Source organism: Sulfuricurvum sp. PD_MW2, assembly GCF_002633015.1.
Taxonomy (GTDB): domain Bacteria; phylum Campylobacterota; class Campylobacteria; order Campylobacterales; family Sulfurimonadaceae; genus Sulfuricurvum.
Genome location: NZ_NSIU01000005.1, coordinates 22800 through 49463, shown reverse-complemented (window position 1 = coordinate 49463; position 26664 = coordinate 22800). Strand labels below are relative to the sequence as shown.

Here is a 26664-nt window from a genome sequence, read left to right as displayed (position 1 = left end):
GATGAACAATATTACATTAACGATGCCTCTGGATATGCATTTGCATCTTCGTGATGGTGATATGCTCGAAACCGTTGCACCATTGACATCATACAGCTTTAGCGGAGCGCTGGTAATGCCCAATCTTGTTCCTCCGGTTACAACCTTGGACGCAGTCAAAGAGTATAAAAAACGGATCAAACACGCTATCGGACGGGACGATTTCGAACCGTATATGACGCTTTTTTATCAAAACTACAGCCGTGAATTTTTGGAAAGTGTTCAAGATGACGTCACTGCCATCAAACTTTATCCGAGCGGTGTAACAACAAATTCGGAAGGGGGTGTCGCTTCATTTGATATCGAAGCGATGCGCGAAACACTCAATGCGATGAGTGATTTGGGAATCATCCTCTCCGTGCATGGCGAGACGAACGGATTTGTGATGGATCGCGAAGCGGAGTTTATGAGTGTCTATGAGATGCTCGCAAGCAATTTCCCGAAACTTAAAATAGTGATGGAACATATTACAACAGCTGCTGCGGTAGCTATGCTGGATAAATATGAAAATTTGTATGCAACCATTACGGTGCATCATCTCATTATTACTTTGGATGATGTAGCCGGTGGCATGTTGCGCCCTCATCTGTTCTGCAAGCCGATAGCTAAACGTCCTGAAGATCGTTCTGCCCTTTTGAAAGTAGCTCTCGAAGCGCATCCGAAAGTAATGTTCGGCTCTGATTCGGCCCCCCATCCGAAACATACGAAAGAATCGTGCGGCTGCGGGGCAGGGGTATTTACTGCACCGATTGCATTGCAGTTACTTTGCGAAGTATTTGAAGCACACGATAAATTGGATAACCTTCAAGCGTTTGTGAGCGATAATGCACAACAAATTTACGGTATCTGTGCAGAATACAAAGAGGTAACATTGGTCAAACACAATTTTGTGGTTCCCGACATCTATGGAACGGTTGTTCCGATGAGAGCTGGGGAAACTCTCCAATGGTCGATAGAGCGTGTCGAATAAAATCTTACTGTTAGAGGACGATTTGCTATTTGGTGAATCGATCGTTGATGTCCTGGAAGAGGAAGGATTTGGCGTTGTGCTGTGCCGTAACGGACAGTCGGCGTTGGATGAGACGTATAAAAATCAATTTGATCTTTATCTTCTGGATATCAATGTCCCTCTGATAGATGGGCTCTCTCTTTTAAAAGAGCTGCGTCGCGCAAACGATCTTACTCCGACTATTTATTTAACTTCTCACAATGAGATTGAAAAACTTTCCCAAGCATTTGAGATCGGTGCGGATGATTATCTCAAAAAACCGTTCAATATCGATGAACTTATCGTCCGTATTCATGCTCTTTTACGCCGAACCAAGGGGAAATCCCGTGATTGTGTCGGGACACTTTGCATTGACGAACTTCATAAGTGTATTTTAATGGGGGATAAAGAGCTTGAGTTATCTCTCAAAGAGTATCAGCTGATGGGGTTATTGATTCGAAATGCAGGGGAAATCGTTACCAAAGAGATGATTATGGATACATTATGGAGCCCTTCTGAAATGATCAGTGATGGAGCCATAAGGGTTTATATCAACCGCCTTAAACAAGAGATCGGAAGCGATATGATTGTCAACATACGTGGAGTAGGGTATCGTCTTGTTTCGTAATGTTGAGATTGCATTAGCATCTTTGTATGTGACCACAACGGCTGTATTGATTGCCGGTATCTATTATGTACACGATGTCATCGGTGTTCAACAGTGGGGAATAATTGCTTTTGTATCGCTGATACTGACTCTTGTTGTCGGAGGCATTATGGCACGGATTGCTATCACCCCTTTGCGTGAACATTTTGATCATTTGGAACGGTTTTCCAAAGAGACGCTGCATGAGTTGAATCTTCCGATCAATACTATTACCGCAAACGTTGAGATGCTCAGAAAAGCTCACAGCGATGAAAAAAGTCTCAAACGTCTTGAACGGATTGAAATAGCCTCAAAAATGTTAAAAGAGCGTTACAACGAGCTTGATTATATGATAAAAAAACAGAGTGAAAGAGAAAAAATTGAACATTTTGATTTACGTGATGTGATTGAAGATCGACTCCTTTTTTTACGCTCGTTGTACCCCTCTGCAGAATGGCAGGTGGAGATTGAAGCGTGTGAAGTGTATGGAGATCGGATTGGATTAGGCAAAGTGATTGATAATTTGATCGAGAACGGGGTGAAATATTCACCTAAAAATCCTATAATCTCAATCACACTTCAACACAAGACGTTGAGTATTTGCGATCAGGGGATCGGGATGGATGAAATCACCTTGATTCGTATTTACGATCGCTATTATCAAAATGATTCGACGATGGCAGGTTATGGGATCGGGCTTAGTTTGGTCAAACGTTATTGCGACCGCTATGGCATAGGATTGCATATTGCATCGCGGATGAATGAGGGGACGTGTGTCACTCTCGAATTTAAACAAAAGGATAATAATGGAAAATAGTTGGCTGGGAATGGCGCATAATGCTGTAGATTACGGAATCATCGGTGTATTGGTGATGATGAGTATCGTCTCTTTGTGGCTTTTTATTGAACGCTTAATGGCATATAAAGCAGTTCGTTTAGAGGATTATGGAACCAAAGAAGAACTAGAACTTGATTTGGGGGACAATGTCTCTACTATCGCAACCATAGGTTCTAATGCTCCGTATGTCGGATTGCTCGGTACCGTATTGGGGATTATGATTACGTTTTATAGCCTTGGAGATGTGGGTGCAGTTGATCCTAAAAAAATCATGACAGGTCTTGCATTGGCACTCAAAGCAACCGCGATGGGATTGGTCGTTGCAATTCCTTCTATCGTGTTTTACAACATTTTATTGCGTAAAATGGAGCGAATTTTGACATTATGGGATGTTAATGCCCATAAAAACAGAGGATAATAGTATGAGAATGAAACGGATTGATACGATCAACGTTATCCCGTTTATCGATATTATGCTGGTACTGTTGGTGATGGTTCTTACGACTGCAACGTTTATCAAAACAGGACTTATACCGGTCGATCTTCCAAATGCCAAGGGAACGGCGGCAGAGCATAAGCCATCGGAGCTAAAACTCACCATCCAAAAAGACGGAACTTTGATGTTAGGGGATGAGAAAACCCCGATTTCGTTGGAACAATTCGAGCAAAACGTTGTCGAAGGGGGCAAAGAGATGACCGTAGTCCTTTACAGTGACAAAGAAGCGGCATTTCAAAATTTTGTGGGAGTGATGGATGTCCTTAAACGCCTCGGACATGAGCAACTCTATATTGTAACGGATAAGAAGTAATCGCTGTGCATCAAATCAGTAATTATGTCTATGCCAGTGACGAGCTTTTATCCTGGGATATTCCGACAAAACGCTTACCCAACCCTTATCATGATTTTCCCTATATGGTTTTGGAGGGGGTTCTCAGCCCCTCAGAATGTCGCGCTATCACTGCACATGCATTAGCGGATAAAGATGCCATGCAAGCAGAGCTTCGAGGTAAATCACTCGATACTGCAATCCGTAAAACCGATCTACACACGTTGAGTACCGAGCATCGTGCACTTTATGACCGCCGTTTTGAAGCGGTGCGTTCAGAGATAGAAACATTTTTTGCAATTTCATTGTCCAAGGCGACTGATGTGCAGGTGCTTGGATACGAAAGTGGATCGTTTTATGTCAAACACTCAGATGATGCGAGTGAGCTTCGTGATAGTGATGGCAACGTTGTTGGTTACCGTACCGTTGCACCGGAGCGTAAACTTACCACCGTTCTTTTTACTACATCCTATACACCTAATCCCACAGACAGTGACCATTTTAGTGGGGGAGAGCTGCTTTTTAACTATCTATGCGATGAAGCCGGAAACACGATAACACTTCGTCCTGAAGCGGGGGATATGGTCGTTTTTTTGAGTAATCCCTATTTTGCCCATGAAGTGCTTCCGGTCAAAGAGGGATTTCGACTTTCACTGGTTCAATGGCATGATGCTCTGATGTAGGGTATAATTTCGCATCTTTTTTGCAAGGGCAAAACTATGCGTTATTTCTACAGCTCGTTTTTAATCATGGCTCTTGGTCTGATTGCGGGATATTTTTTAGGCGGAGTTGCCGCTATTTACATCACCTTTCTTTTGATTGTTCTTGAAATTTCTCTCTCTTTTGATAATGCGGTGGTAAATGCCAAGGTGTTAGAGACGATGGATCCGATTTGGCAAAAACGGTTTATTTTATTTGGTCTCCCTTTGGCTGTTTTTGGTATGCGACTAGTATTTCCTTTGGCAATTGTATCGCTTGTGACAGGAATGGGATTATTTGAAACGTTGCAAGTGGCAATCGATGATCCCGAACGCTATGAAGCGGTACTGAAAACGACCGAGACGACAATTTTTGCATTTGGTGGGGCATTTTTGCTTATGGTCTTTTTGGACTTTTTCTTTGAAGAAAGAGATATCAAATGGGTCACCTTCGTAGAGGGTTCCAAGGTAATGGAAAAATTTTCCGGAGTCGCGAATATCGAATTGATCACGGCTATTATGGTAGGGATTACATTGGGGCACATCACGCAAGATTTCGGGATTGTCTTGGCATTTATGTACGGTGTATTATTGCACTCATTACTTGGTATGCTGGATCATTTTCTCTCTTCCGATACGGTCAAAAGCGGTGTGGCCGGATTCATTTATTTGGAAATATTAGATGCGAGTTTCAGTTTCGACGGAGTCATTGGAGCATTTGCCTTGACCAGCAATATTTTCATCATTATGATCGGTTTAGGGGTAGGGGCGATGTTTGTTCGAAGTATTACCCTCTATTTTGTTGAACATAAAGTGCTTTCTCATTTTCGTTATCTTGAACATGGGGCACACTATGCGATCGGAATTTTGGCGGTTATCATGTTGATGAAAATTACTACCGAGATTAGTGAAATGGTTACAGGAACGATCGGGATTGCTCTCATTGCAGCTGCATTCGCACACTCTCTTTGGGAAAACCGCCAAGCGAATTTAGAACACTAAGTTTCTTTCTGCCGCCTCTTTAGGCGGTATGTTTATAATATTTCCATATCCCATACAAACTCACTATCATCCACGTTAATTCCATAATAAATGAAGCAAGATTCCAATCGTACAAAAGCGATACGATAATCAAAAATGCACCGAGTGTATTCAAAATTGAAAAGATCAGATCTTTAGCATCGATTTTTTCAAGCTGCAAAAGTACATATGCGAGGATAATAACAATAACTCCAAAAATTCCGATGAGATCAGGCAAAAATGTTGGCATAAAAGTATTTCACTGTATTGGATTGTTCGAGGCAGTGTATCAAAGAAGAGATAAAAGGGAGAAAAAGTTTGTTCAGCAAAATAACACGCAAGCGTGTTATTTTATTGCTGAGCTTACATCATACCTGGCATTCCGCCACCCATGCCGCCCATATCCGGCATCGCAGGTTTGTCTTCTTTGATCTCATGGATCGTTGCTTCTGTTGTGAGAAGCATACTTGATACCGATACCGCATTGGTCAAGGCGACACGCTCAACTTTGAGAGGATCGATGATTCCTGCTTCGAACATATCAACATATTCGCCGGTTGCCGCATTGAATCCGGTGTTTTCATCCGTAGCTGTAGCGATGGTATTCACAACGACACCCGCATCGTATCCGGCATTATCTGCGATTTGTTTAACCGGTGCTTTGATCGCACGGAGGATAATTTCGCATCCGATTTTTTGATCGCCGCTGAGATCGAGGCTTACTTTTGCTGCTGCACGGATTAATGCCGCACCACCTCCGATAACGATCCCTTCTTCTACCGCTGCTTTGGTTGCAGAGAGTGCATCATCTACACGGTCTTTTTTCTCTTTCATTTCAGTTTCGGTAGCCGCTCCGACTTTGATAACTGCTACACCGCCGGCAAGTTTTGCCAAGCGTTCTTGAAGTTTCTCTTTGTCGTATTCACTGGTGGTTGATTCGATTTGAGTACGGATCTCTTTGATACGTGTTTCTACCATTGCTTTGTCGCCTGCACCATCAACGATTGTAGTATTGTCTTTGTTGATAACAACGCGTGATGCGTTACCTAAATCTGCGATGGTAGCACTGTCGAGTGTGCGGCCGATCTCTTCGCTGATCACTTGTGCACCAGTAAGAACTGCGATGTCTTGGAGCATCGCTTTGCGGCGATCACCGAATCCCGGAGCTTTAACTGCTGTAATGTTGAGAACACCGCGTAGTTTGTTAACGACCAAAGTTGCCAACGCTTCACCCTCGACATCTTCAGCAATGATGAGAAGCGGACGTGAACTTTTTTGGACTTGCTCTAACACCGGAAGCAAATCTTTGAGATTCGAGATTTTTTGATCGAATAACAAGATGAACGGATGATCCAATTCAACGGTCATTTTTTCAGAGTTGTTGATGAAATATGGACTAAGGTAACCGCGGTCGAACTGCATACCTTCAACAACATCGAGTTCATCATTGATCCCTTTTGCCTCTTCAACAGTGATAACACCGTCACGTCCTACTTTTTCCATTGCTTCGGCGATCATGGCACCGATACGCTCGTCCGAGTTTGCCGAGATGGTTGCAACTTGTGCGATCTCTTTTTTATCGTTGATAACACGGCTTGAAGCTTTTAGGTTTTCCAAGATCGCTTCAAGTGCTTTGTCCATACCGCGTTTTACTTCAACAGGGTTTGCACCTGCTGTGATATTACGAAGACCTTCTTGGTAAATTGCGTTTGCAAGCACCGTAGCAGTTGTCGTACCGTCACCCGCTTCATCAGCAGTATTGGATGCTACTTGTTTAACAAGTTGTGCTCCCATGTTTTCAAGAGTATCTTTAAGTTCGATCTCTTTTGCAACAGAAACACCGTCTTTTGTGATGAGCGGTGATCCGTAACTGCGTTGGATGAGGACATTGCGTCCGCGTGGTCCCATAGTCACTTTGACTGCATCCGTGAGCTTTTGTACTCCTGCAGCTAATTTATTGCGTGCTTCGTCTGAAAAATGAATTTCTTTTGCCATTGTTGATTCCTTATAGTCTTTAAATTATTTAATAATTCCGAGTAAATCATCGGTCTCAATGACCAAATAGCTTTTGCCATCCAAAGTAAGTTCGTTTCCTGCGTATTTACCGAATACGACGGTATCTCCTGTAGAAACGTTTTCTACTTCAGTGCTTACGGCAACGACACTACCTTGTGAAGGTTTTTCTTTTGCGTTGTCCGGGATAATGATACCCGATGCAGTTTTGGTCGCCTCTTCGAGACGTTGTACCAAGACACGTTTTCCAAGCGGTTGAAAGTTCATAGCATTTCCTTTTATGTTGAGATTTTTATGGATGGGATTCTACATGAGTTTGCTTTAATTGTCAATACCCTTTAGCCACATTGACTCAATAGTTGTGAGTTTAAATACTATATATGTGGTTTTTTCAAACAAAATATATTTCCTGCTTATTACTTTTAGCTTTTAATAAGCAACCGTTGACTATAATTTCGATCTTTCAAAATATAGATGGCTGGGTAGCTCAGCTGGTTAGAGCGCTGGTCTCATAAGCCGGAGGTCGGGGGTTCGAGTCCCCCCCCCGCCACCATCTAATTACAACTCCCTATTTAACAAGCTTCCAAGGCTTTAAGTTTCAGTTTTACATCGTTTTTAATGCTTTTTTATACTTTTGTCATACCTCTTGTTATACTTTTCATAGTCAAAAAATGCCTATTTATCGCTACTCTAACCACTTAAAAGATTCTAAAATTATTTTGTCATATAAATTATTCTATATAAAAAACATGATTTGTATTTGAATGAAAAATTCCAAAAATCACGTAAGTTTTGGATGAAAATGATGGTTTAAAAGGTAAATGGGTTCAACGCCTTTCCCCGCCACCATTATATTATTCCAAATAAGATGATCACTATTCCAAAACTGGATGATTAATTTTAAAAGTTTGTCTGTTCCAAATTGTACAGTTTCTGGAAGTTATCAATGTTTTTGTTAATATATAAAGTCCCATTTCAACGAGCTGTTTCATCATTACCGAATCCCTGTAGTCAAAGAAATTACCTCGTTTTTGTATTTAGTGTCATAACAAACATTTTATATCTTTTGTACTTAGTTCAAAACTTAGCACACGTATATTTTCTTTTGTTCGTTCTTTTTACTGATAATTTCCGCAACCTCTTCATTTATTGGAATGAATATTGTTTGAGATATGCATTCAGACTCATAAGGCGGTTTTGTGGATATCCAATCAGAAAGTAATAGGCTTAAAAATCTATCAGGTGATGCATTACAAGTTTTTCTTGAAAACACATTCAAAGAGATGGTGGATAAGAGCATTATTCTAAATTTCCAGAAAAATGTAAATTACAATCATAAAGGATATTCCTATCCGAGACAATATCTGGTAAATTTTCTTCTTGAAACCCTAGATAATAAATACATCATTATCAATAGTAGCACTTCCTTCAGAAATGACCGTTTCAAAGGTCAGGCGTATGACATTGAAGGAGTTTTAAAGCATTCATATATTTCATCCGATGTTATTGCAGCAATAGCCCTTTATCCAGATTCAGAGTTAGAAGACAACCAAACCTTCATCAACTTCCGTCAAAGGGTAAAGGATGGTATTACATATTCACCTACCACATATCTTCTAACTGTCAGTGAGCTTTATAGCTTTCTGGAAAACCATAGTGCATCAATTGAAACCGATGAAACAGTGGATACCGAAACAGATATAGTAGAGAAAGATGGAAGCTATTTTGGAAAACGGGGAAATAAACTTGAAAAAGAAATTGTCAAGATTTTAAACAATACAACAAATTTAAAGTCTTACAAAAGTAATACGAGCGCAGAACCATTATTCAACAAAATCATCAATCAGATTTGTGCAGGCAATGTTGATAAAGAAAATATAATTGCTATTCAAGCTACAGATACAATACCTAAGCTTTTGAGCGGTGGGAATGCAAAAACTGATATTATAATCGCAATAGTAACCACAGAAGGAACTTGTACAGAAACTATTTCGGTAAAATGTACAAATAAAACCGTAGTATCTTGCCATGACTACAAGGTAAGCGATTATATCCGTGTGTTGGACATTGAAAACACCAAGCTCGCAGATTATTTCAAATTATTTCAGGCTTATCCTTCATACGAGGCATTTGAAGCAAATTTACCAGCGGGTTATAGCAAGTCTGAATTCGAGGAACTTCTGAATCCATACAAAGTGAAGTTGACAGAATGGGCTTTGACTGGAAAACATGACATCGGAAATCTTATAGAACCTGCCAAACAGGTTTCAAATTATCTTTTAATAGTGACCGATACAACAGAAGTATGTGTGGACTATCCTTCATATATCAAGAAGATTAGTGAACAAGCGAAACTGAATTACGGGATACCATTCAGCTGGACTTACCCTTCAAAACAAAGAGGGCTAAGAATTCAATTCAAAATGCCTATAATCCTGTAAGTACGGGGCAAAAATCAAATATCGAAAAGGGATGATTGCTTCGTCTCGTTCATGGGGGCTTGAAAAGGAAAATCAGCAGCTTTCAAGATCTGTTTAATAATTTTTTCAACCACAGGAACTGCAACTGAGTTACCAAACTGACGATACATCTGTGTCCTACTAACTGGAATCTTGTAATCTCTTGGAAAGCCCATAATAGCTTTGCACTCATTTTCGCTCAAAAGCCTCACACCTGTTTCCCCATCTTTGACAAATGTGCCTGTCAAACGCTGGATTTTGTGGTACGAAGCAACCAGTGTTTTGACTTTTATCTTACTGGACTTATCAATCAGCTGTGGTCTTCCATCCTCTTTTTTGAAAAGATATGTATCCTGAAGATGTTTACTTATCCCGTATCCAGTTGGATGTTTTTCGAGAAAGTCACTTATAAATACATCCTCTGTATCGGGTTCAGGCCATTCAAACTTGATATCTTCCCCATAGGCTTCTTTTAGAAAACCAACAATGTATATCCGTTTACGCTCCTGTGGTACCCCATACTCTGCTGCATTGATGACCTGATGAAATGTCACATAACCCAATTCATTTTCAAGGACATCTCGGATAACCGAGAAAGTATTACCGTTTTCATGAGTAACAAGTCCAGGAACATTTTCCAATAAGATCATTTTAGTTTTATGGTGTTTCAAAATACGGGCCACATCAAAGAAAAGGGTCCCTTGTGTTTTGTGCTCAAATCCTTCCCTTTTTCCAATAGTGCTAAAGGGTTGGCAAGGAAACCCTGCATTAAGAAAGTCATGCGATGGTATGTCTTTCGCCTCAATTTTAGTGATATCCCCATGCGGTGTTTCACCAAAATTAGCGTGATACGTCTTTTGAGAGTGTGGATCCCATTCACTACTGAATACACATTGTCCACCATTTCGTTCACATGCTAAACGGATCCCTCCGATACCTGCAAATAAATCTATGAACGTAAACATCCAGTTGACCTTTTTTCTAAAGAATAATTATGTATTTTACCCTCTTATCACTTTGGTTTATTTATACTATTGCAAAATGCCATAAAAAAGTACAGTATCACTATGAAAAAAAATAAATCTATGTCAAGATCAGAAAATATGTCGAGGATTCGGGGGCAAGATACAAAAATTGAAATTACACTGCGTAAAGAACTTTGGGCACGTGGAATAAGATACAGGAAAAATGATAAGACCGTATATGGAAAACCAGACATTGTCTTCAAAGGTAAAAAAATTGCAGTTTTTTGTGACAGTGAATTTTGGCATGGGTATGAGTACCTGAATGAAGGAAAAACGTTCAAAACGAATGCATCTTTTTGGGAAGAAAAGATGAAACGTAATATTGAACGTGATAGAAAAGTAAATCAGGTTCTGAAAGATGAAGGCTGGAAGGTATTACGCTTTTGGGAGAAGCAAATACTACAAGATGTCAAAGCCTGTGCGGACCAAATTCAATTGTATCTTGATGATCAATCTATAGCCGAAAGTCAACCAAATGTATAGCGTGTTTTGTAACTAAATCCCTAGTTTTATGAATGCAGGTTACAGGTAACAGCTTTCAGCGTTTCACAAAGTGTTCAAAAATGTCAAAATGAAAAATGCAATAAACTTTTAGGATTTTTGGAACAAAAAAAATGGAATTGATCATTCTATTTTTGGAATATACATATGTTTGCAAAACGCAAAAATATTTGATGTTATTTGTTATACCTAAGGTCATGATTGTTTATGAGTTTCAAAGTTCGCAAACAGGAGGTTCACTGTTTTTAAGGTTTCTCAGAAAGTTATTTGGGCTATTTTCCCCACCGCCACCATCTACTATTTCAATCCATCCATTTTTGTGTATGTAAAACATCGGTTTTCTAAAGAGATATTTAGATTTACGGTGTTAGTATTATCCTATATAATATATATTATTATAGAAATAATAAGGGATATTGGATGAATGAATCGAATAGCTGTATTGCATTTGATGCATTAGAGCAAGAAGTCATTTTGACACCTCTAGAATACAGCAAGATACTGGATATTCAGCAAAATATTTTTGAATTGCTTGCGGTAGGGAATAATGAAAAAATTGTTTTAGAACGATTGTGTCAATTGGCAGAAAAAATGCTTCCAAATTCGGTAGCCTCAATCATGCTATTGGATTCTAAAACGGGGCTTATGAATGTAATATCAGCTCCTTCAATCCCTGAAGTAGGGCATAAGGCTTTGGCAGGACTCAAACCAGGCAGTGGTGGTGGTTCATGCGGAAATGCTGTATTTAGGAATGAACCTCAGTTTGTAGCAGATACAAAAACCGATGAGCGATGGTCCGATATACGTCATATCGCCTATGATTTTAATTTGTGTTCATGTTGGTCAATGCCTATCCGCAATAGTATGAAAAGTGCTGTAGGAAGTTTTGCCCTCTCTTCATTCGAACATCGTGCGCCTTCTGATTTCCACAAACGTTTGCTGGAAATATGTGCGTTTATCGTCAATGTCGTCTTGAAACGTTCAGAATATGAAGCGCAGATCGATAATAATCAGCGTGAGCTGGAACTATTGGGTACTGCTGTTAAATACGCAACAGATGGCATGATGATTACTGATAAAAACAATAATATCGTAAAAGTGAATAACGCATTTATTGAAACACTCGGATATAGTGCCGAAGAGGTCATAGGAAAAAATCCGAAGATTTTTGCATCAGGGCACCATGATCAAAATTTTTATAGTGCAATGTGGGCAACATTATTAGAAAAAAAACATTGGAGTGGTGAAATATGGAACAAACGCGCCAATGGAGAGGTATATCCAGAATGGATCAGTATTAGTGCAGTTTTAAACAGTACTGGAGAGATAGAGAATTATTTGGCTGTTTTCAGTGATCTAAGTCCATTGCGTGAAAGTCAAGAGAATGCTCTGAAATTGGCATATTACGATCAACTCACAGGCCTTCCGAATCGGCAGAAGATGATCTTGGATATTGAAGAGAAAAAACCGAAAGTATGTGTTATTTTCAATATTGACGATTTTAAAGAGATTAACGATTTTTATGGAATTGATACCGGAGATGCGATATTGCATCAGCTCGGGCAGTGGTTTAATACGATGAATTATTTTCCATACCGTCTCGGTGGGGATGAATTCGCTATTTTAGAATATGAAGAAATTAGATGGGATGAACTTCGGCATAAAATTGAAAAGATACTATCAGCTGTCAAAAAAAGTATTTTTTATGTTAATCATCGAAGTTTTAATGTCCGATTGACGGCAGGGGCATCTATCGGAGGAACAACGAAGCTGCTCACACAAGCCGATATCGCACTCAACAAAGCAAGAGAGCAAAATATTCATATCGCACGCTATATTGAAAATGAAAATATAGAAGAGACCTATCGTAACAATATGGCGATGGAAGATGCCATTCGAAAAGCATTAAATGAAAAACGTATCTTTTGTCACTATCAACCAATTATTAATATCGAAACTGGAAAAGTTCATAAGTATGAAACATTGGTACGGATGTTGGACGAACATGGAAATACGATTTCGCCTATGGAATTTTTGCCTATTGCTAAAAAAACGAAGCTATATCCTCAAATCACCGCGGAAGTGATCGATCAAGCATGTACACTGTTTGAAAAACGCAAAGAAGAATTTTCGATCAATTTATCGGTGAGTGATATTGTGAATGAAAAGACAAAGCAAAAAATCATAGATACGATTATCCATACCGGTACTGCGTCTCAAATTGTATTTGAAATTTTAGAATCCGAAGGGATTGAGAACTATGATGAGGTCGCAAAATTTATCTCTGAAGTAAAAGCTTTGGGATCAAAAATAGCTATTGATGATTTTGGAACAGGGTATTCTAATTTTGAAAATATTTTGAAGTTGAATGTTGATTATATAAAAATTGACGGTTCCTTGATCCGCGGGATTCATTCCAATCCAAGGCACCATGTGATTGTCGAGACGATCACAGATTTTGCGCATAAAATCGGGACGAAAACGATTGCTGAATTTGTCAGCGATGAAGAAACGTATACAATTGTCAAAAAAATCGGAATCAACTACTCTCAAGGGTATTTCACCGGTAAGCCGCAAATATTAGAATAGGGGATTGCTTACGACGCAATAACTTCTCTTGTATCCTCCTCATTCAATCAAAAAATCGGGTAAAATCCATAAACAAGAATGAGGAGTAAGATGATGCGTATTGTAATCGTAGGAGGTGGGATCGCCGCTGTCTATATTGCTAATACGCTTATCCAAAAATCCCCTCAGCTAGAAGTACTGATTGTTTCAGATGAGAAACATCCCCCTTATGACCGTATCCATTTATGCAAGCTGGTAGAAGATTGCACGTGTACCGATTCGATAGAATTGGAACTTCATCCAAAAGTAAAACTGGAACTCAATCAAAAAATCGTATCTATTGCCCCCGAAGAAAAACGGATTTTTAGCCAACATGCCGCATTCCATTACGATAAATTGATTATCGCAACAGGATCGATTCCAAAAACGCTGTTTGATATTTCAGAACTGAGTAATGCAGCAACTTTTAGAAGTCAAAGAGATTGTGAACGGATTGCTCAAGGGATTAACGATAAAAATGTTGTGATCGTCGGTGCTGGTCCTATCGCACTGGAGTTGCTTGATACCCTAATGCGTAGTTCATCCCCCAAAAGTATTACGTTATTGGTACGTAAAAATTATCTCTATTCGGAAGTGATCAGCCGTGAAGCATTAGAGTTGATCAGAGGTATTTTTGAAGTCGATAAACGGGTACAAATACAATTTAATGACGAAATCATAGATAAAGAGATTGTAGATGGCCGTATCACGAAAGTGATTACCAAACAACGGGAAATTAAAAATCCGTTTCTTATTTTCGGAGTTGGGATTGATCCCAATATCGATTTTGCACGCCATACACTTGAATGTGCGAAGGGCATTTTAGTGGATGATCGGATGCAAACTTCTGATCCGGATATTTATTGTGTCGGTGAAGCGGCAGAAGTGCGACATGGAGGGTTTATCGCCGGAAGGGTGAAAGAGTGTACGTTGCAAGCGGATATTGCGATTGCGAATCTTTTGGGAGATCAAGATAGGGTATTTAGAAAAGAGGTAGCGATTGACGGGCTCAAAGTAGGATCGTTTTTGTTCGCAGATGTGAGTGCGACCGATTTTAATCCAAAAGATAGTGATAATGAAACGATTCTGATCGCACATAAAGATCGGATTGATCAGTATATCGTTAAGAACGATCGACTAAAGCGATTTATCGGGATAAATACGAATATCGATCTTCTCGCTATCAAGCAACTGATGGAACATGATTCTGTGATCGATGCGGCTTATTTGTATTCCAACCGGTTGATGTCTGAATCGGGGCGATTGGTATGCAGTTGTGAAGGGGTGCATGAACAAGAATTGATCGACATCATCAAAGAAAATGCGATCACCTCGTTTGGTGAACTCAAAGAGCATACAAAAGCGGGACGTGTCTGCGGACGGTGCAAGCAGGACATCTGTACGATTATTTCAAGCACTCCGGTCGATCCGACTGAAGCAGCGCGATTGCGTGCGGAAAAAGTAGCTATGGCCCAAGCGGCCGAACTCGAAAAAGTACGCGCGCGTATCGAAAAGTACAATCGTCTCCATCCTAAAAATCAGTTGAGCAGTGAAAATTTTCATGAAGCGTTGGAATCATATGAGATGAGCCGTGAGTTTAATCGATGGGTTTCGATGATAACTGCATCAATGCATCTACACCCGCAGTTTGAAGAGGTTGTGGGGGAGAGTGTTGTACAGCTCAATAAAATACCGATTATTTGGCTTGAGCTTTCCGATTGTACGGGTAATTCGGAAGCATTTATCAAAACCTCTCATCCAAAAGTAGACGATCTAATCCTCAAGTACATCTCATTAGATTATCATGAGCTTTTGATGGCGGCATCGGGAGATCAATCGGAATCGGCATTGGAAAGCATCCTCCATAATGACAGCGAAAAGTTTCTTTTGATCGTTGAGGGAGCCGTACCGCTGGGGATGGATGGCAAATTTTTACGAATTGGCCCCAAAGGGGAGACCGGAGTGGAACTGTTACGCCGAGTTTCTAAAAAAGCTGCAGCAATTATTGCCGTAGGTTCGTGTGCCTATGATGGAGGTGTGGTTGCGGCTGAGCCTAATCCGACAGGTGCGGTAGGTGTATCGGAAGCCTTGGGTAGAGAGGATATTATCAATCTTCCGGGATGTCCGACCAATCCGATTAATATCGTGGGTACTTTACTTCATTACATCATGTTCGATGAATTTCCAAAACTCGATGCGCATAATCGTCCTGAATGGGCATATGGTTTTCGTGTGCATGACAACTGTGAACGCCGCGGTCACTATGATGCGGAAGAATTTGTCCGTGAATGGGGTGATGAGGGGGCGAAGAAGGGATGGTGCCTTTTTGAGATGGGCTGTAAAGGACCCTATGCCGATCTTAACTGTTCGTTGGTGAAATTCAATGAGGGGACGAGTTGGCCGGTGCAAGCAGGGCACGGATGTTTCGGGTGCGGACAGGGGAAAATTGCATTTGACCGTTATGCCAATAATCGTAAACTAGAGGAAAAAGCTAATGACTAAAAAAATCATCATCGATCCGATTACCCGTATCGAGGGTCATTTGCGCCTTGAAGTGGAAGTCGATGAAAACAACATTATCACAGAAGCGTGGGCTTCCGGTCAATTGTTTCGAGGAATCGAGACCATCTTAAAAGGGCGTGATCCTCGTGATTCGGGATTGATAGCGCAACGCATTTGCGGAGTATGTACAAATGTCCATTATCGTGCGTCGATTAGTGCTGTGGAAGCGGCATACGGGATTGAAATTCCGGATAATGCCGAAATCATCCGAAATCTTGTGACCCTCTCTTTATTTGTTCAAGATCACATTGTCCACTACTATCATCTTCATTCGCTTGATTTTGTCGATATCACAAGTGCTTTAAATGCAGATTGTGCGAAAGCCTCGCATGATGCAGAATCGTGGTCGCAACACCCCTACCGTAATTCACAAGGGCATCTGGAATCGGTCAAAGAGAAACTTGAAGGGTTTGTCAAAGCGGGGCGGCTTGGTCTGTTTACAAATGGCTATTGGGGGCACAGTACATACCGTTTCAGTCCTGAAGAAAATCTCATCCATATGAATCACTATCTTGAAGCGCTTCGGATACAGCGTGAGCTTTCTAAAGCGGTAGCTATTTTTGCAGGCAAAACTCCCCACCCTCAGAACTTGGTCGTTGGCGGTGTTACGAGTGTTGCGGATATGCTTAATCCTCAGCGGCTAAACGACTTTTTGTTCATTATCAAAGAGGTCCGTGATTTTATCGAACGTGCCTATATTCCGGATATGGTGATGCTCATCAATGCCTATCGTGACTCCATCAAAGCCGGAGAGGGACGCACCGTCGGAAACTTCATGTGCTGCGGAGGATACCGATTTGGGAAAAACCGGCAGCTTTTTGAAAACGGTGTGATTCGGGGGCATAATTTTGAGCATGTCGAGCCTTTCGATCCGACCAAGATTACAGAGGAGGCTTCCCGTTCATGGTATGAAAATGATACGCCTCTTTCTCCGTATGAGGGAGATACAACACCGTTTTATACCGATCTCAATGATGATGGTTCACTCAAAACCGAGGGTAAATACACATGGGTAAAAGCACCGCGCTATGATGGTGATGTGATGGAAGTAGGCCCGTTGGCGCGGATGATAATGGGATATGTCAAACACTCTGCGATTATCCGTCCATACATGGAACGGTTTATGAAGCGTTCGGACATGGAGCTGTTGGACTTTTCTACCGGATTGGGACGAAATGCGGCGCGTGCGGTTGAAGCACAAATCTGTTGCGATTATTTGTTTGACACTATGAGCGATCTGATCGAGAATATAAAATATTACGATGAGACCACATGGACCAAATATGTATTTGAAGAGTTGCCGTCCGAAGCGAGAGGTGCGGGTATCTTTGAAGTTCCTCGCGGTGTATTAGGCCATTTCGTCCGTATCGAAGAATCAAAAATTGCTAATTATCAGGCGGTTGTACCCACCACATGGAATGCATCTCCCAAAGGGATCAACCAAGATAGAGGTGCTTACGAAGAGGCGCTGATCGGCCTTCAACTCAGTGATCCATCAGCCCCTTTAGAGGTATTACGGATCGTACATTCGTTTGATCCGTGTCTTGCCTGTGCCGTTCATGTCATTGATGCCACTAAAAAAGAGTTATCACATTATAAAATAATGAATACATATTCGCTATAATTATAAAAGCGAATTTTATAATTAGGTAAAACATTGGCACGTCCGACAAAAGAAGAACGAAAAATTTCTATTATGACAAAAGCATTGGAATTGTTTTCCAAAGAGGGATTTTATCAAACCACGATGCCCACCATTGCTGAAAAAATCGGTATGAGTGTCGGCAATTTATACAATTATTTTAAATCTAAAGAAATATTGGCCAAAGATCTCATTCTCTACATTGCTAATATTTTAGGAGAAGAGATCCGCAAGATCAATGAAAGTCCTATCAGTACCCAAGAGAAGATTGAAGCAATCGTCCATATGTATTTTCGAATTGCAAAAGAGCGTCCTGAAACAATCGAGTATTTTTTACGGGTCTATCTCTCTAACCGTGAAGTTTTTCAAAACTGTTGTACCGGTATGATTTGTGTATCAGCTTTTGTAACGGAGTTGATGATCTTTTTTGAAGAAGGGGTAAGATCCGGTGAACTGAAAGATCAAGACTTTTTTAGTGCATTTGGCCTTTTTATGGGATATTTGGGCGGAATGGTCTTTTTAAATGGTGAACAGATTCTTCCAAAATCGTTAGAAACGTATGAACATACGATCGCCGAAAATATCTACAATGCCCTCAAAGCCCGCTAAACTTCGTGTGATCTGGCTGCAGGGGATCACCTGCAACGGTAATAATCACTCCTTTTTAAATGATTCTTCGCTTGGAAATCTTCTTGAGACTATAGAATTTATCCACCATCCCCTCTTGCCGTGTAAAAAAACGCTCAAAGAATTGGTCAAAAAACTTCCGCAATCGGATATTTTGATTTTTGAGGGGGCGTATAAAGCCGATTTTGAGCGTGCGGGGATGCCTATGGAGTTATTGCTGCTTACACTTGCCTATAAAACAAAACATATTATCGCATTAGGAAGCTGTGCGAGTTTCGGTGGAATTTTTAAAGAAAATGATCCTCAAAATATTCGAGGAATACTTTTTGATAAAGAAGAGGAACACGGACTCTTAAAAGATTATCGAGAAAAAGTTATAACATTAAGCGGCTGTCCTACTCATCCAAAATGGCTTAGCTTTGTTATCGATATGATCGTTCAGGGAAAAAATATTGTTCTTGATGAATATCGTCGTCCAAAAGAACTTTATGGCTATCTTGTTCATAACGGATGTCTTCGAAATGAGTATTTTGAGTGGAAGGTGGACAGTGAGCATTTTGGAACGAAAGAGGGGTGTTTGTTTTATGCCCAAGGGTGTCAAGGTCCTTTTACTCACGGTAGCTGCAATAAAATCCTGTGGAACGATGTGAGTTCGAAAACACGTATCGGAATGCCGTGCGTCGGGTGTACGGAACCCTCATTTCCTAAGAAAGATCTTTTTAGCACAAAAACCTATATGTCGATTCCGGCAGAGATGCCATTAGGTGTTCCGAAACGGAGTTACTTGGCTCTCGCGGGTGCTGCAAAATCGTTTCATATCAAACGGCTGGAAGGGAAACTGATCGATGATAACGCATGAACTGATCGAGCGGATCGAGGGAGAAGCCGTTTTAGAATTTAATACCGATACAGACGGTACCGTACAAGAAGCCGATATCCGTTTTTTGCATTTTCGAGGGATGGAAGCAATTTTAGAAGGACGCAATGCCCTCGATGCATTAGTTATTGCTCCACGGGTTTGCGGTATTTGCGGACACTCCCATTTGATTGCAGCTGTTCGGATGTTGGAGAACATCTATATCAATACCGGGGCAAAAATAACCCTTTCTTCAAAAGCCAAGGGCATTCGCGAGATTACACGTTTGTGCGAATTGCTTCAGAACCATATCAAATGGCTCTATTTGGTGATGTTGCACGAAGCTGGAAAATTGGCTAATGAAGAGCCGCCGGTTGCTTTGAAGGCACTCTATATCACGACACAGATCAATCAACTATGTGCCCTTTTTAGCGGTCAATGGCCTCATAGCTCTTATGCTTTGCCGGGTGGAGTGACATGCGATCCGACCTACATCGAGGTGATGCAGGGTCTAAAAATTGTGAGCGATGTGGAAAAATTTGTTACGGATGAGATATTGGGGTGCTCATTTGAGAACTTTGAATCTACTTTTCACGACGATACATCATTACAGCTATCGGGTGATTTCGGAAAACTGTTACGATATTTCGAACGATTCAATCTGCTAGAGACGGGAAAAAGCCATCAACGTTTTTTGATGCTGGGAGATGAACGTTTAGCGATGAGTGAGAATGAAATGTCGATTGCCGATCTTTTTTTCATTAGCGAAGACAGCTCAAACACATTTGAAAAAGGTGGAAAAACATACGCGAAAAATGCCCTGTATAATAATTTATTTTACGAAACAGGACCATTGGCGCGAGCTATTCTCACACAACGTTCGGGAATGACAACTTTGTATCGAAAACACGGAGACAGTTCTCTGATCCGATTAAATGCACGTATGGATGAGATTGTATATTGTGTCCGAAAAATACGCAATCTTCTGAATACTTTGGATCTTTCGGAACCTTCATTTGTAGCTCCTCTGTCTATTGAGAATATCAGCGGTACAGGGATCGGAATTGTTGAAGCCCCTCGTGGCTCACTGATTCATACTGCAAAAGTCGAAAAGGGTAAAATAGTAACCTATTCGATGATCACACCCACACAATGGAACTTGGGGAACGGACAATACTCAAATCTAGGGGTGGCTCAAAAAGCAATGATAGGTGCAGAGTCCATAGAAAAAGCCTCTTTGATATTTCGAACTTTCGATGTTTGCTCGGTGTGTACGACACATTAAAATTACTAATTATTTTAATGTGTTACAAAATAACTTTTTTAAAACTAACTTTTTTTAATCGAAAAAAAGAAAAATAATATTTTTTTATTGCACAATTCTTTACAAAAGCAAACATTTTTGTTCCAAAACTGAATAAGTATTCAATCTTTTTAAATAAATTTTATCTTTTAAATATTCGTTTAAGTTATCCAGTCGTAGAATACTGAATGATTGTTCATTAAATAATTGAGGAGGGGATTATGTCCGATAGAATTGAAACGGTTAAAAAACTGTTCACTTCGAAGAGTTCTCGTGTCGAAACGAACAAGGGCGACACATACTATCAAGAGCTTTTCGAAAAATGTGAGGCGCGTTTAAATGAGATGCGTTCTCTTACGCCAGCTAACAAGCTAGACTTTACCGATCTTTTAGAAGAGAACGGAATTGATCGACGTGAGTTTATGAAATGGGCGAGTGCTACAACAGCAATGTTGATGTTACCTCCTATGTTTACACCGCTAGTTGCGGACGCTGCGGTGATGATGAATCGTGCTCCAGTTGTTTGGCTAGAACTTCAAGATTGTGCCGGTAACTCTGAAGCGCTTCTACGTGCTGATGGACCAAAAATCGATGAAATCGTTCTTGACATTATCTCTCTTGAATACCATGAGACACTTCAAGCGGCATCAGGACATCAAGCAGAAAAACAACTTGATGAAGCTATGGAGCACTTCAAAGGCAAATATCTTCTTTTCGTTGAAGGTTCTATCCCAATGGGTATGGACGGACAATACGGAACAATCGGTGCGAAAGGTGAAACTTTCCATGACCATCTCGTACGCTGTGCAGAAAATGCTGCTGCTGTTGTTGCTGTTGGAGCATGTGCTACGTTCGGTGGTATCCCAGCTGCAGCTCCGAACCCAACCGGTGCGGTCGGTGTAATGGATGTTATTAAAAACAAACCACTTATCAATATCCCAGCATGTCCGGCTAACCCGGCAAATATGGTTGGTGTAATCTTGCATTACGTATTGACAGGTCAAGTTCCTGAGCTTGATTCACTTCTTCGCCCTAAATTCGCGTTCGGTTATCGTATCCATGATAACTGTGAGCGTCGTGCACACTTCGATGCAGGTGAGTACGTAGAAGAGTGGGGAGATGTAGGAGCACAAAATAACTTCTGTCTCTACAAAATGGGATGTAAAGGTCCTATGACATTCAATAACTGTTCAATCGTTCGTTATAACGAAGCAGTGAACTGGCCAATCGGAGTCGGTCGTGGTTGTATCGGTTGTTCAGAACCAGATTTCTGGGATAAATATGCATATGAGCGCCCAATGGCTGATGCGAAAATCAAAGCGCCGACAGGCGGAGTTGAAAAAACTGTTGATGAATTCGGTTTGGGTATGTTGACAGCAGCCGGCATCGGTATCGCCATTCATGCAGCAGCCAGCACAGTAGCAGGTAAACGAGAAAATTCAGGAGAGAGCCATGAGTAAACACATTGTAGTTGACCCAATTACCCGTATTGAAGGGCATTTACGTATTGAAGCGGTTATTGATGAGAACAATACGATTGTAGACGCATACAGTGCTTCGACGATGTTCCGTGGGATTGAAACCATTTTACAAGGGCGTGATCCACGTGACTGCGGATTGTTAGCAATGCGTATTTGTGGTGTATGTACCGGTACTCACTATCAACGTTCAATCGAAGCGGTTGAAGATGCATTTGATATCACGATTCCAAAAAATGCACGTATCGTTCGTAACCTTATCCAAGGTGCGTTGTACATGCATGACCACGTGGTTCACTTTTATCACTTGCATGCACTTGATTTCGTTGATGTTGTTTCAGCACTTTCTGCAGATCCGGCTAAAACAGCGGCAGAAGCGCGCAAATGGGCAAGTGTTGCTGGAGAAAACCCGTATATTGACGGTGAAAGCGAATTTAAAGCGATTCAAGATCGCGTAGCGAAATTCGTTAAACAAGGTCGTCTTGGTATTTTCGGAAACGGATACTGGGGTAACCCGCATTACAAATTGACACCGGAACAAAACCTTATCGGTGTTGCACACTATTTGCAAGCGTTGGATATTCAACGTGATATGGCAAAAATGCAAGCAATTTTCGGTGGTAAAAACCCACATCCACAATCAATCGTTGTTGGTGGTGTAACGTGTGTTCAAGACATCCAAAATCCTGCCCGTTTGGCATTGTTCAAATCTCTCTTGCTTGCAGGCCGCAAATTTGTTAAAGAAGCGTATCTTCCGGACGTTTACATGGCTGGAACAATGTATGCCGGTGAAGCAACCGATTCAAAAGCGACATTCACTGAATTGATGGGTGGCAAAGGTGTCGGTGGAACTGGCGGCGGATTGCTTAACTTCATGAGTTACGGTGATTTCCGTCTTGATGATACCGGATTCTATAAATCAGCGCTTCTTTTCCCAAGCGGGGTTGTCCTTGGCGGAGATATCTCTAAAGTTGTTCCGTTGGATCAAGAGAAAATCGCAGAAGACGTTACTCACTCATGGTACAAAGGTGACAAACCTCTTCATCCGTATGAAGGTCAAACGATTCCTGAATATACAGGGCTTGATCGCCGTGAAGACGGTAATGCATACCTTAAAACAAAAGAGAAATACAGCTGGATTAAATCACCGTTGTACAATGACACCCGTGTTGAAGTCGGGCCGTTGGCACGTATGGTTATCGGTGTTGCAGCAAAAGACAAACGTATTACTAAATACGTTACGGAATTCTTGGAGCGCGGTAAATTGCCAGTCGCTGTTCTTTTCAGTACCGTTGGACGTACAGCAGCGCGTGCTATTGAAACAAACTTGATGGCAGATGTCATGGTTGAGTGGATTGATGAGTTGACTGCAAACGTTCTTGCAGGTGATAAATCAACATGGACTGAGTTTGATTTTGATAAAGTCAGTGTGAGTGCAAAAGGTCGTGGTATGGCAGAAGCTCCACGCGGAGCACTTGGTCACTGGGTACGTATCGAAGAAGGAAAAGTAGCAAACTATCAAGCAATCGTTCCTTCCACATGGAATGCGGCTCCTCGCGATCATAAAAATCGTCTTGGTGCGTATGAAGCAAGTTTGATCGGGACTAAAGTTGCAAACCCTGAACAACCGTTGGAAATTATCCGTACTATTCATAGTTTTGACCCATGTATCGCGTGTGCGGTTCACGTTGTCGATACAAAAGGTAAAGAGCTTGCTGTTTACAAAGTAGATACTTCTTGCAGTATCTAAGGAGCTAAATATGAAACAGGGGTACAAACAAGTCAAACGTATGACACCCGCAATGCGTATCATCCACTGGGTGAACGCAATTTGTATGGTAGGCGCGGTGATAACGGGACTTTATATCGGACATCCGTACTATCAGAGCTTTATTGCTGATGGTGCAGTCGATAAATATGTAATGGCGTGGAACCGTTACGGGCACTTTATCATTGCAATTTTATTCGATGTAACGTCGGTAATTATTGCGTATCTTTATTTTTTCAGCCGTTTTGAAAAACCGTATAAAAAAGTTATTCCAAATGGAAAAAATATTGCAGAATTCAAAGCGGTTGTCGTTAATCTTTTGACGTTAAACCGTAAAAAAGAGTTTGATTCATCGCATGCTGATAGCTTTAACACGGTTTATTTCACGATTTTCCATTTGCTTCTTGCATGGATGTTGTTGACCGGATTGCAAATGTATGTACATGGATTGGAATCAGGGATGAGCTCAATCGGTACTTGGTGGCCGTGGATGCTTCATCTGGTGACAGATTGGACGATTCCGGTATGTGGCGGGACATTGATGGATGTTCGTATCGCTCACCATATGACAATGTGGTTTATCTTGTGCTGGGTAGTATTTCATATTTACTACCAAGTTTGGAGAACTATTTTCTGGAAAGAAGCAGATATTGCGATTGTTATCGGTGGTTCTAAATTCGTCAAAGACGATTCAGCAAACTAATATTATGATTCTCATGGGTTCGCCCATGAGAGGCTGTTTTTCATAGATTTCCTTCGGGTGAGCGATGAGAGATAGTCTAGATTATGACGAAGGATTTGTATTATGGCATTCGCATTGGAGTTAATGACTCCGTTTTCCCAACCCACTATAAAAAATTATCTGATTTCTATTGTTCGCCGCTTTGGTATCAAAGCCGTTATCCATCAACAAAAGAATAAAATCATTTGTGCGTTTGACAGCCATGATGAAAATCTTCAAGCATGTTTAGAAGAGATTGCTGCTACCCTTCCTGCATCGTGTTTTTTGAGTAAGTCTGAACATTACGAGATGGATGGGGAACCGGAGTCTGTTCCGGATTTTGAAGTCGAATATCCTGTTGCATTAGGGTTATGCCCGTCGTGTCAAAAAGAGATGTTTGATCCTTCATCGAAGCGTTATTATTACCCTTTTACGCAATGTACCCATTGTGGTGGTCAATATGCATTCTTCGAAAAGTACCCTTATACGAGAGAAAATACTACGTTTTCGTATGTCAAACCGTGTCCGACATGTGAAGAGGAAGCGAAAAGCTTTGGTCGCCGTGAAAAACAGGTACTTAATTCATGCCATACGTGCGGTATCCCTGTAAAACTTCTTCATAAAGATAAAGAACGATACGCAAATGATGCCGGAAGTTTTCGAACCATGTTCGAAGTTGCTGCAAAAGCGCTTCGTGATGGTAAAACCTTGTTGATGAAAACGACGATGGGATATCGTTGTTTTTATCGTGCTGAAAAAGTGAAACCAATGAGCGTTTTGATGCTCACAAACGCGATGAAAATAACGGATTATTGTTCATTGATAAACGATGAATTCAATGCATTGTTAAGCATTGAACGTCCAATCTTGCATGTCGCTCTGAAAGATGAGTCGATGCGAGAAACGTTCGGAACATCGGTGGATGTAAAATATCCGGATGAAGGTTTTTCGATACTTCTTGCAAAAGAGCTTACCCTATTAGGGCTGGATTATATTGTCTATGAAGCTTTAGAAAAACCGATAGAAGCAGACTTTGTTATGGATTTTGATTTGGAGATTCAGCATCAATCGGATATGCGTTTGTTTATCAACAAAGATATCAAATTCATTGCTTCAGGTGAGAGAGTTTCATTTCCATCACGTCTTCCGTACGGAACCGATACGCTTAGTATTGCCCATGGGTTGGTCGGGATAAAAGATGATCGGGGCGTGCTCTTTGATCAGATGGAGCGTTTTAGTTCTGCTTCAACTCTCAAAGTCAATCAGATTGAAACTGAAGAGCCTGCTGTCGAGTCGAATAATTTTCATACGGTAAGCCTCGATGAAGCATCGTTTATGTCCGTTATTGCTGAACATAATAAATTTGGTACAAAAGTAGTCGGTGCTTACTTTCAAGGTGAACCGTCATTTCTTTATTATGACGGGAAAAAAGTAATTCGGGTTGTTCCTCCGAAACATTTCAGCGGCGAGGGGATCATAGAAGCAATGCGTACCTTGCGAGAGGGATCGGATCGTCTCATCGATAATATAGAAAAAAATCATCCGCGAATCTATGAAACATTGTTGCGTATTGAACAGGGGAATGTTTCATTGTTTGAAGCTACCGCAATGCTTTTGGAACTCGAAGAAGAGAGTTTTGAGGGTGTGATGAAAGAAGCGTTGAAGTTTATCGGAAAAGGTGGACTTCAAATCGATACGAAAGTAGAAGACAACCGCTTTAATCATGTTGCGTTCTTGGCAAGTATCATCAGTTATCGTCTTGCCGATGTAGGTTCAGTCTATTTAAGCTATTCTATCTTCGAATCATTCGGAGACTATTTCAGTGAATTGTTGAGCGAAATCAAAGGGAAGACAACTGCGACGGATATTGTTTTGTGCGGATCTTATTTTGCCGGACAATCTCTCTTTAGCCGTTTACAAAGAAATCTGAAAAATACTCCGGTATTGATGAATGTTAGCTATCCGATCGGGAAGGAAAATTGCGTTGTCGGTGGAGTATTTCTATAAACGAACGTTTTACGCTTCACAGGTAAAGCCTCTAAAACT

At 40.9% G+C, this 26664-nt stretch carries 23 protein-coding genes and 1 tRNA gene; 20 read left to right on the top strand and 4 right to left on the bottom strand.

Annotated elements, in window-relative coordinates; genetic code table 11:
• Position 1: 1 nt before the first annotated feature.
• The 7 genes from pyrC to CJD30_RS03950 are packed head-to-tail and all read left to right on the top strand — an operon-like array spanning position 2 to position 5038.
• The gene (gene pyrC / locus CJD30_RS03980; RefSeq protein WP_294916528.1) at positions 2-1009 is read left to right on the top strand and encodes a dihydroorotase; all 1008 of its coding nucleotides are present in this window, start codon (positions 2-4) and stop codon (positions 1007-1009) included.
• Positions 999-1655 carry a response regulator transcription factor gene (locus tag CJD30_RS03975; protein ID WP_294916526.1) on the top strand — a complete coding sequence of 219 codons (657 nt, stop codon included), beginning with the start codon at positions 999-1001 and terminating at the stop codon, positions 1653-1655. The genes pyrC and CJD30_RS03975 overlap by 11 nt, the downstream gene beginning before the upstream one ends.
• On the top strand, positions 1645-2490 hold the full coding sequence (locus tag CJD30_RS03970) for a HAMP domain-containing sensor histidine kinase (protein ID WP_294916524.1): 846 nt from the start codon (positions 1645-1647) through the stop codon (positions 2488-2490). Before CJD30_RS03975 ends, CJD30_RS03970 begins: the two co-directional genes overlap by 11 nt.
• The gene (gene exbB / locus CJD30_RS03965; RefSeq protein ID WP_294916522.1) at positions 2480-2929 is read left to right on the top strand and encodes a TonB-system energizer ExbB; all 450 of its coding nucleotides are present in this window, start codon (positions 2480-2482) and stop codon (positions 2927-2929) included. Before CJD30_RS03970 ends, exbB begins: the two co-directional genes overlap by 11 nt.
• 10 nt (positions 2930-2939) lie before the next feature.
• A complete protein-coding gene (locus CJD30_RS03960; protein ID WP_294916520.1) occupies positions 2940-3320 on the top strand; it encodes a biopolymer transporter ExbD in 381 nt (126 codons plus the stop codon).
• 5 nt (positions 3321-3325) lie between these two features.
• Entirely contained in the window at positions 3326-4021 is a 696-nt protein-coding gene (locus tag CJD30_RS03955; RefSeq protein WP_294916518.1) for a 2OG-Fe(II) oxygenase, read from the top strand.
• Positions 4022-4057: 36 nt separating this feature from the next.
• Entirely contained in the window at positions 4058-5038 is a 981-nt protein-coding gene (locus CJD30_RS03950) for a DUF475 domain-containing protein (protein WP_294916516.1), read from the top strand.
• Positions 5039-5057: 19 nt separating this feature from the next.
• Here CJD30_RS03950 and CJD30_RS03945 read toward each other — a convergent pair whose 3' ends face one another.
• The 3 genes from CJD30_RS03945 to groES form a co-directional block, all read right to left on the bottom strand.
• Positions 5058-5306, bottom strand: coding sequence for a hypothetical protein (locus tag CJD30_RS03945; RefSeq protein ID WP_294916515.1), 249 nt, complete (start codon positions 5304-5306; stop codon positions 5058-5060).
• Positions 5307-5419: 113 nt separating this feature from the next.
• Positions 5420-7051 carry a chaperonin GroEL gene (groL, locus tag CJD30_RS03940; protein ID WP_294916513.1) on the bottom strand — a complete coding sequence of 544 codons (1632 nt, stop codon included), beginning with the start codon at positions 7049-7051 and terminating at the stop codon, positions 5420-5422.
• 24 nt (positions 7052-7075) lie between these two features.
• A complete protein-coding gene (groES, locus tag CJD30_RS03935; RefSeq protein ID WP_294916511.1) occupies positions 7076-7336 on the bottom strand; it encodes a co-chaperone GroES in 261 nt (86 codons plus the stop codon).
• A gap of 209 nt (positions 7337-7545) precedes the next feature.
• Here groES and CJD30_RS03930 point away from each other — a divergent pair.
• Positions 7546-7622: transfer RNA gene (locus tag CJD30_RS03930), tRNA-Met, on the top strand.
• 646 nt (positions 7623-8268) lie between these two features.
• Positions 8269-9510 carry an MspI family type II restriction endonuclease gene (locus tag CJD30_RS03925; RefSeq protein WP_294916509.1) on the top strand — a complete coding sequence of 414 codons (1242 nt, stop codon included), beginning with the start codon at positions 8269-8271 and terminating at the stop codon, positions 9508-9510.
• Between the two features lie 14 nt (positions 9511-9524).
• Here the strand turns inward: CJD30_RS03925 and dcm are convergent, their stop codons facing one another.
• Complete coding sequence (gene dcm / locus CJD30_RS03920) at positions 9525-10493, bottom strand: DNA (cytosine-5-)-methyltransferase (protein WP_294916507.1); 969 nt, start codon at positions 10491-10493, stop codon at positions 9525-9527.
• Positions 10494-10595: 102 nt separating this feature from the next.
• Between dcm and CJD30_RS03915 the strand changes: the two genes are divergently transcribed.
• The 11 genes from CJD30_RS03915 (at position 10596) to CJD30_RS03865 (ending at position 26625) form a co-directional block, all read left to right on the top strand.
• Positions 10596-11036 (top strand): very short patch repair endonuclease, encoded by a 441-nt coding sequence (locus CJD30_RS03915; RefSeq protein ID WP_294916505.1) that lies wholly within the window; start codon positions 10596-10598, stop codon positions 11034-11036.
• Between the two features lie 438 nt (positions 11037-11474).
• Complete coding sequence (locus tag CJD30_RS03910; RefSeq protein ID WP_294916503.1) at positions 11475-13643, top strand: EAL domain-containing protein; 2169 nt, start codon at positions 11475-11477, stop codon at positions 13641-13643.
• Between the two features lie 90 nt (positions 13644-13733).
• On the top strand, positions 13734-16163 hold the full coding sequence (locus tag CJD30_RS03905) for a hydrogenase small subunit (protein WP_366722931.1): 2430 nt from the start codon (positions 13734-13736) through the stop codon (positions 16161-16163).
• The gene (locus CJD30_RS03900; RefSeq protein WP_294916501.1) at positions 16156-17847 is read left to right on the top strand and encodes a nickel-dependent hydrogenase large subunit; all 1692 of its coding nucleotides are present in this window, start codon (positions 16156-16158) and stop codon (positions 17845-17847) included. Before CJD30_RS03905 ends, CJD30_RS03900 begins: the two co-directional genes overlap by 8 nt.
• 33 nt (positions 17848-17880) lie before the next feature.
• Complete coding sequence (locus CJD30_RS03895) at positions 17881-18474, top strand: TetR/AcrR family transcriptional regulator (protein ID WP_294916499.1); 594 nt, start codon at positions 17881-17883, stop codon at positions 18472-18474.
• A complete protein-coding gene (locus tag CJD30_RS03890) occupies positions 18425-19351 on the top strand; it encodes a hydrogenase (RefSeq protein WP_294916497.1) in 927 nt (308 codons plus the stop codon). The genes CJD30_RS03895 and CJD30_RS03890 overlap by 50 nt, the downstream gene beginning before the upstream one ends.
• A complete protein-coding gene (locus CJD30_RS03885) occupies positions 19338-20633 on the top strand; it encodes a nickel-dependent hydrogenase large subunit (RefSeq protein ID WP_294916495.1) in 1296 nt (431 codons plus the stop codon). Before CJD30_RS03890 ends, CJD30_RS03885 begins: the two co-directional genes overlap by 14 nt.
• A gap of 239 nt (positions 20634-20872) precedes the next feature.
• Entirely contained in the window at positions 20873-22111 is a 1239-nt protein-coding gene (locus tag CJD30_RS03880; protein ID WP_294916493.1) for a hydrogenase small subunit, read from the top strand.
• Positions 22104-23879 carry a nickel-dependent hydrogenase large subunit gene (locus CJD30_RS03875; RefSeq protein WP_294916491.1) on the top strand — a complete coding sequence of 592 codons (1776 nt, stop codon included), beginning with the start codon at positions 22104-22106 and terminating at the stop codon, positions 23877-23879. Before CJD30_RS03880 ends, CJD30_RS03875 begins: the two co-directional genes overlap by 8 nt.
• A 10-nt stretch (positions 23880-23889) precedes the next feature.
• Positions 23890-24600 (top strand): cytochrome b/b6 domain-containing protein, encoded by a 711-nt coding sequence (locus tag CJD30_RS03870; RefSeq protein WP_294916489.1) that lies wholly within the window; start codon positions 23890-23892, stop codon positions 24598-24600.
• A 102-nt stretch (positions 24601-24702) separates the two neighbouring features.
• Entirely contained in the window at positions 24703-26625 is a 1923-nt protein-coding gene (locus tag CJD30_RS03865; RefSeq protein WP_294916487.1) for a hypothetical protein, read from the top strand.
• Positions 26626-26664 lie beyond the last annotated feature (39 nt).

Excerpts from the sequence above, each read along its gene's own strand:
- pyrC (WP_294916528.1), top strand. The coding sequence starts at position 2 with ATGAACAATATTACATTAACGATGCCTCTGGATATGCATTTGCATCTT.
- CJD30_RS03885 (WP_294916495.1), top strand. The coding sequence starts at position 19,338 with ATGATAACGCATGAACTGATCGAGCGGATCGAGGGAGAAGCCGTTTTA.
- exbB (WP_294916522.1), top strand. The coding sequence starts at position 2,480 with ATGGAAAATAGTTGGCTGGGAATGGCGCATAATGCTGTAGATTACGGA.
- CJD30_RS03960 (WP_294916520.1), top strand. The coding sequence starts at position 2,940 with ATGAAACGGATTGATACGATCAACGTTATCCCGTTTATCGATATTATG.
- CJD30_RS03915 (WP_294916505.1), top strand. The coding sequence starts at position 10,596 with ATGAAAAAAAATAAATCTATGTCAAGATCAGAAAATATGTCGAGGATT.
- CJD30_RS03900 (WP_294916501.1), top strand. The coding sequence starts at position 16,156 with ATGACTAAAAAAATCATCATCGATCCGATTACCCGTATCGAGGGTCAT.
- CJD30_RS03865 (WP_294916487.1), top strand. The coding sequence starts at position 24,703 with ATGGCATTCGCATTGGAGTTAATGACTCCGTTTTCCCAACCCACTATA.
- CJD30_RS03945 (WP_294916515.1), bottom strand. The coding sequence starts at position 5,306 with ATGCCAACATTTTTGCCTGATCTCATCGGAATTTTTGGAGTTATTGTT.
- groES (WP_294916511.1), bottom strand. The coding sequence starts at position 7,336 with ATGAACTTTCAACCGCTTGGAAAACGTGTCTTGGTACAACGTCTCGAA.
- groL (WP_294916513.1), bottom strand. The coding sequence starts at position 7,051 with ATGGCAAAAGAAATTCATTTTTCAGACGAAGCACGCAATAAATTAGCT.
- CJD30_RS03875 (WP_294916491.1), top strand. The coding sequence starts at position 22,104 with ATGAGTAAACACATTGTAGTTGACCCAATTACCCGTATTGAAGGGCAT.
- CJD30_RS03905 (WP_366722931.1), top strand. The coding sequence starts at position 13,734 with ATGATGCGTATTGTAATCGTAGGAGGTGGGATCGCCGCTGTCTATATT.
- CJD30_RS03890 (WP_294916497.1), top strand. The coding sequence starts at position 18,425 with ATGAACATACGATCGCCGAAAATATCTACAATGCCCTCAAAGCCCGCT.
- CJD30_RS03950 (WP_294916516.1), top strand. The coding sequence starts at position 4,058 with ATGCGTTATTTCTACAGCTCGTTTTTAATCATGGCTCTTGGTCTGATT.
- CJD30_RS03880 (WP_294916493.1), top strand. The coding sequence starts at position 20,873 with ATGTCCGATAGAATTGAAACGGTTAAAAAACTGTTCACTTCGAAGAGT.
- dcm (WP_294916507.1), bottom strand. The coding sequence starts at position 10,493 with ATGTTTACGTTCATAGATTTATTTGCAGGTATCGGAGGGATCCGTTTA.
- CJD30_RS03910 (WP_294916503.1), top strand. The coding sequence starts at position 11,475 with ATGAATGAATCGAATAGCTGTATTGCATTTGATGCATTAGAGCAAGAA.
- CJD30_RS03870 (WP_294916489.1), top strand. The coding sequence starts at position 23,890 with ATGAAACAGGGGTACAAACAAGTCAAACGTATGACACCCGCAATGCGT.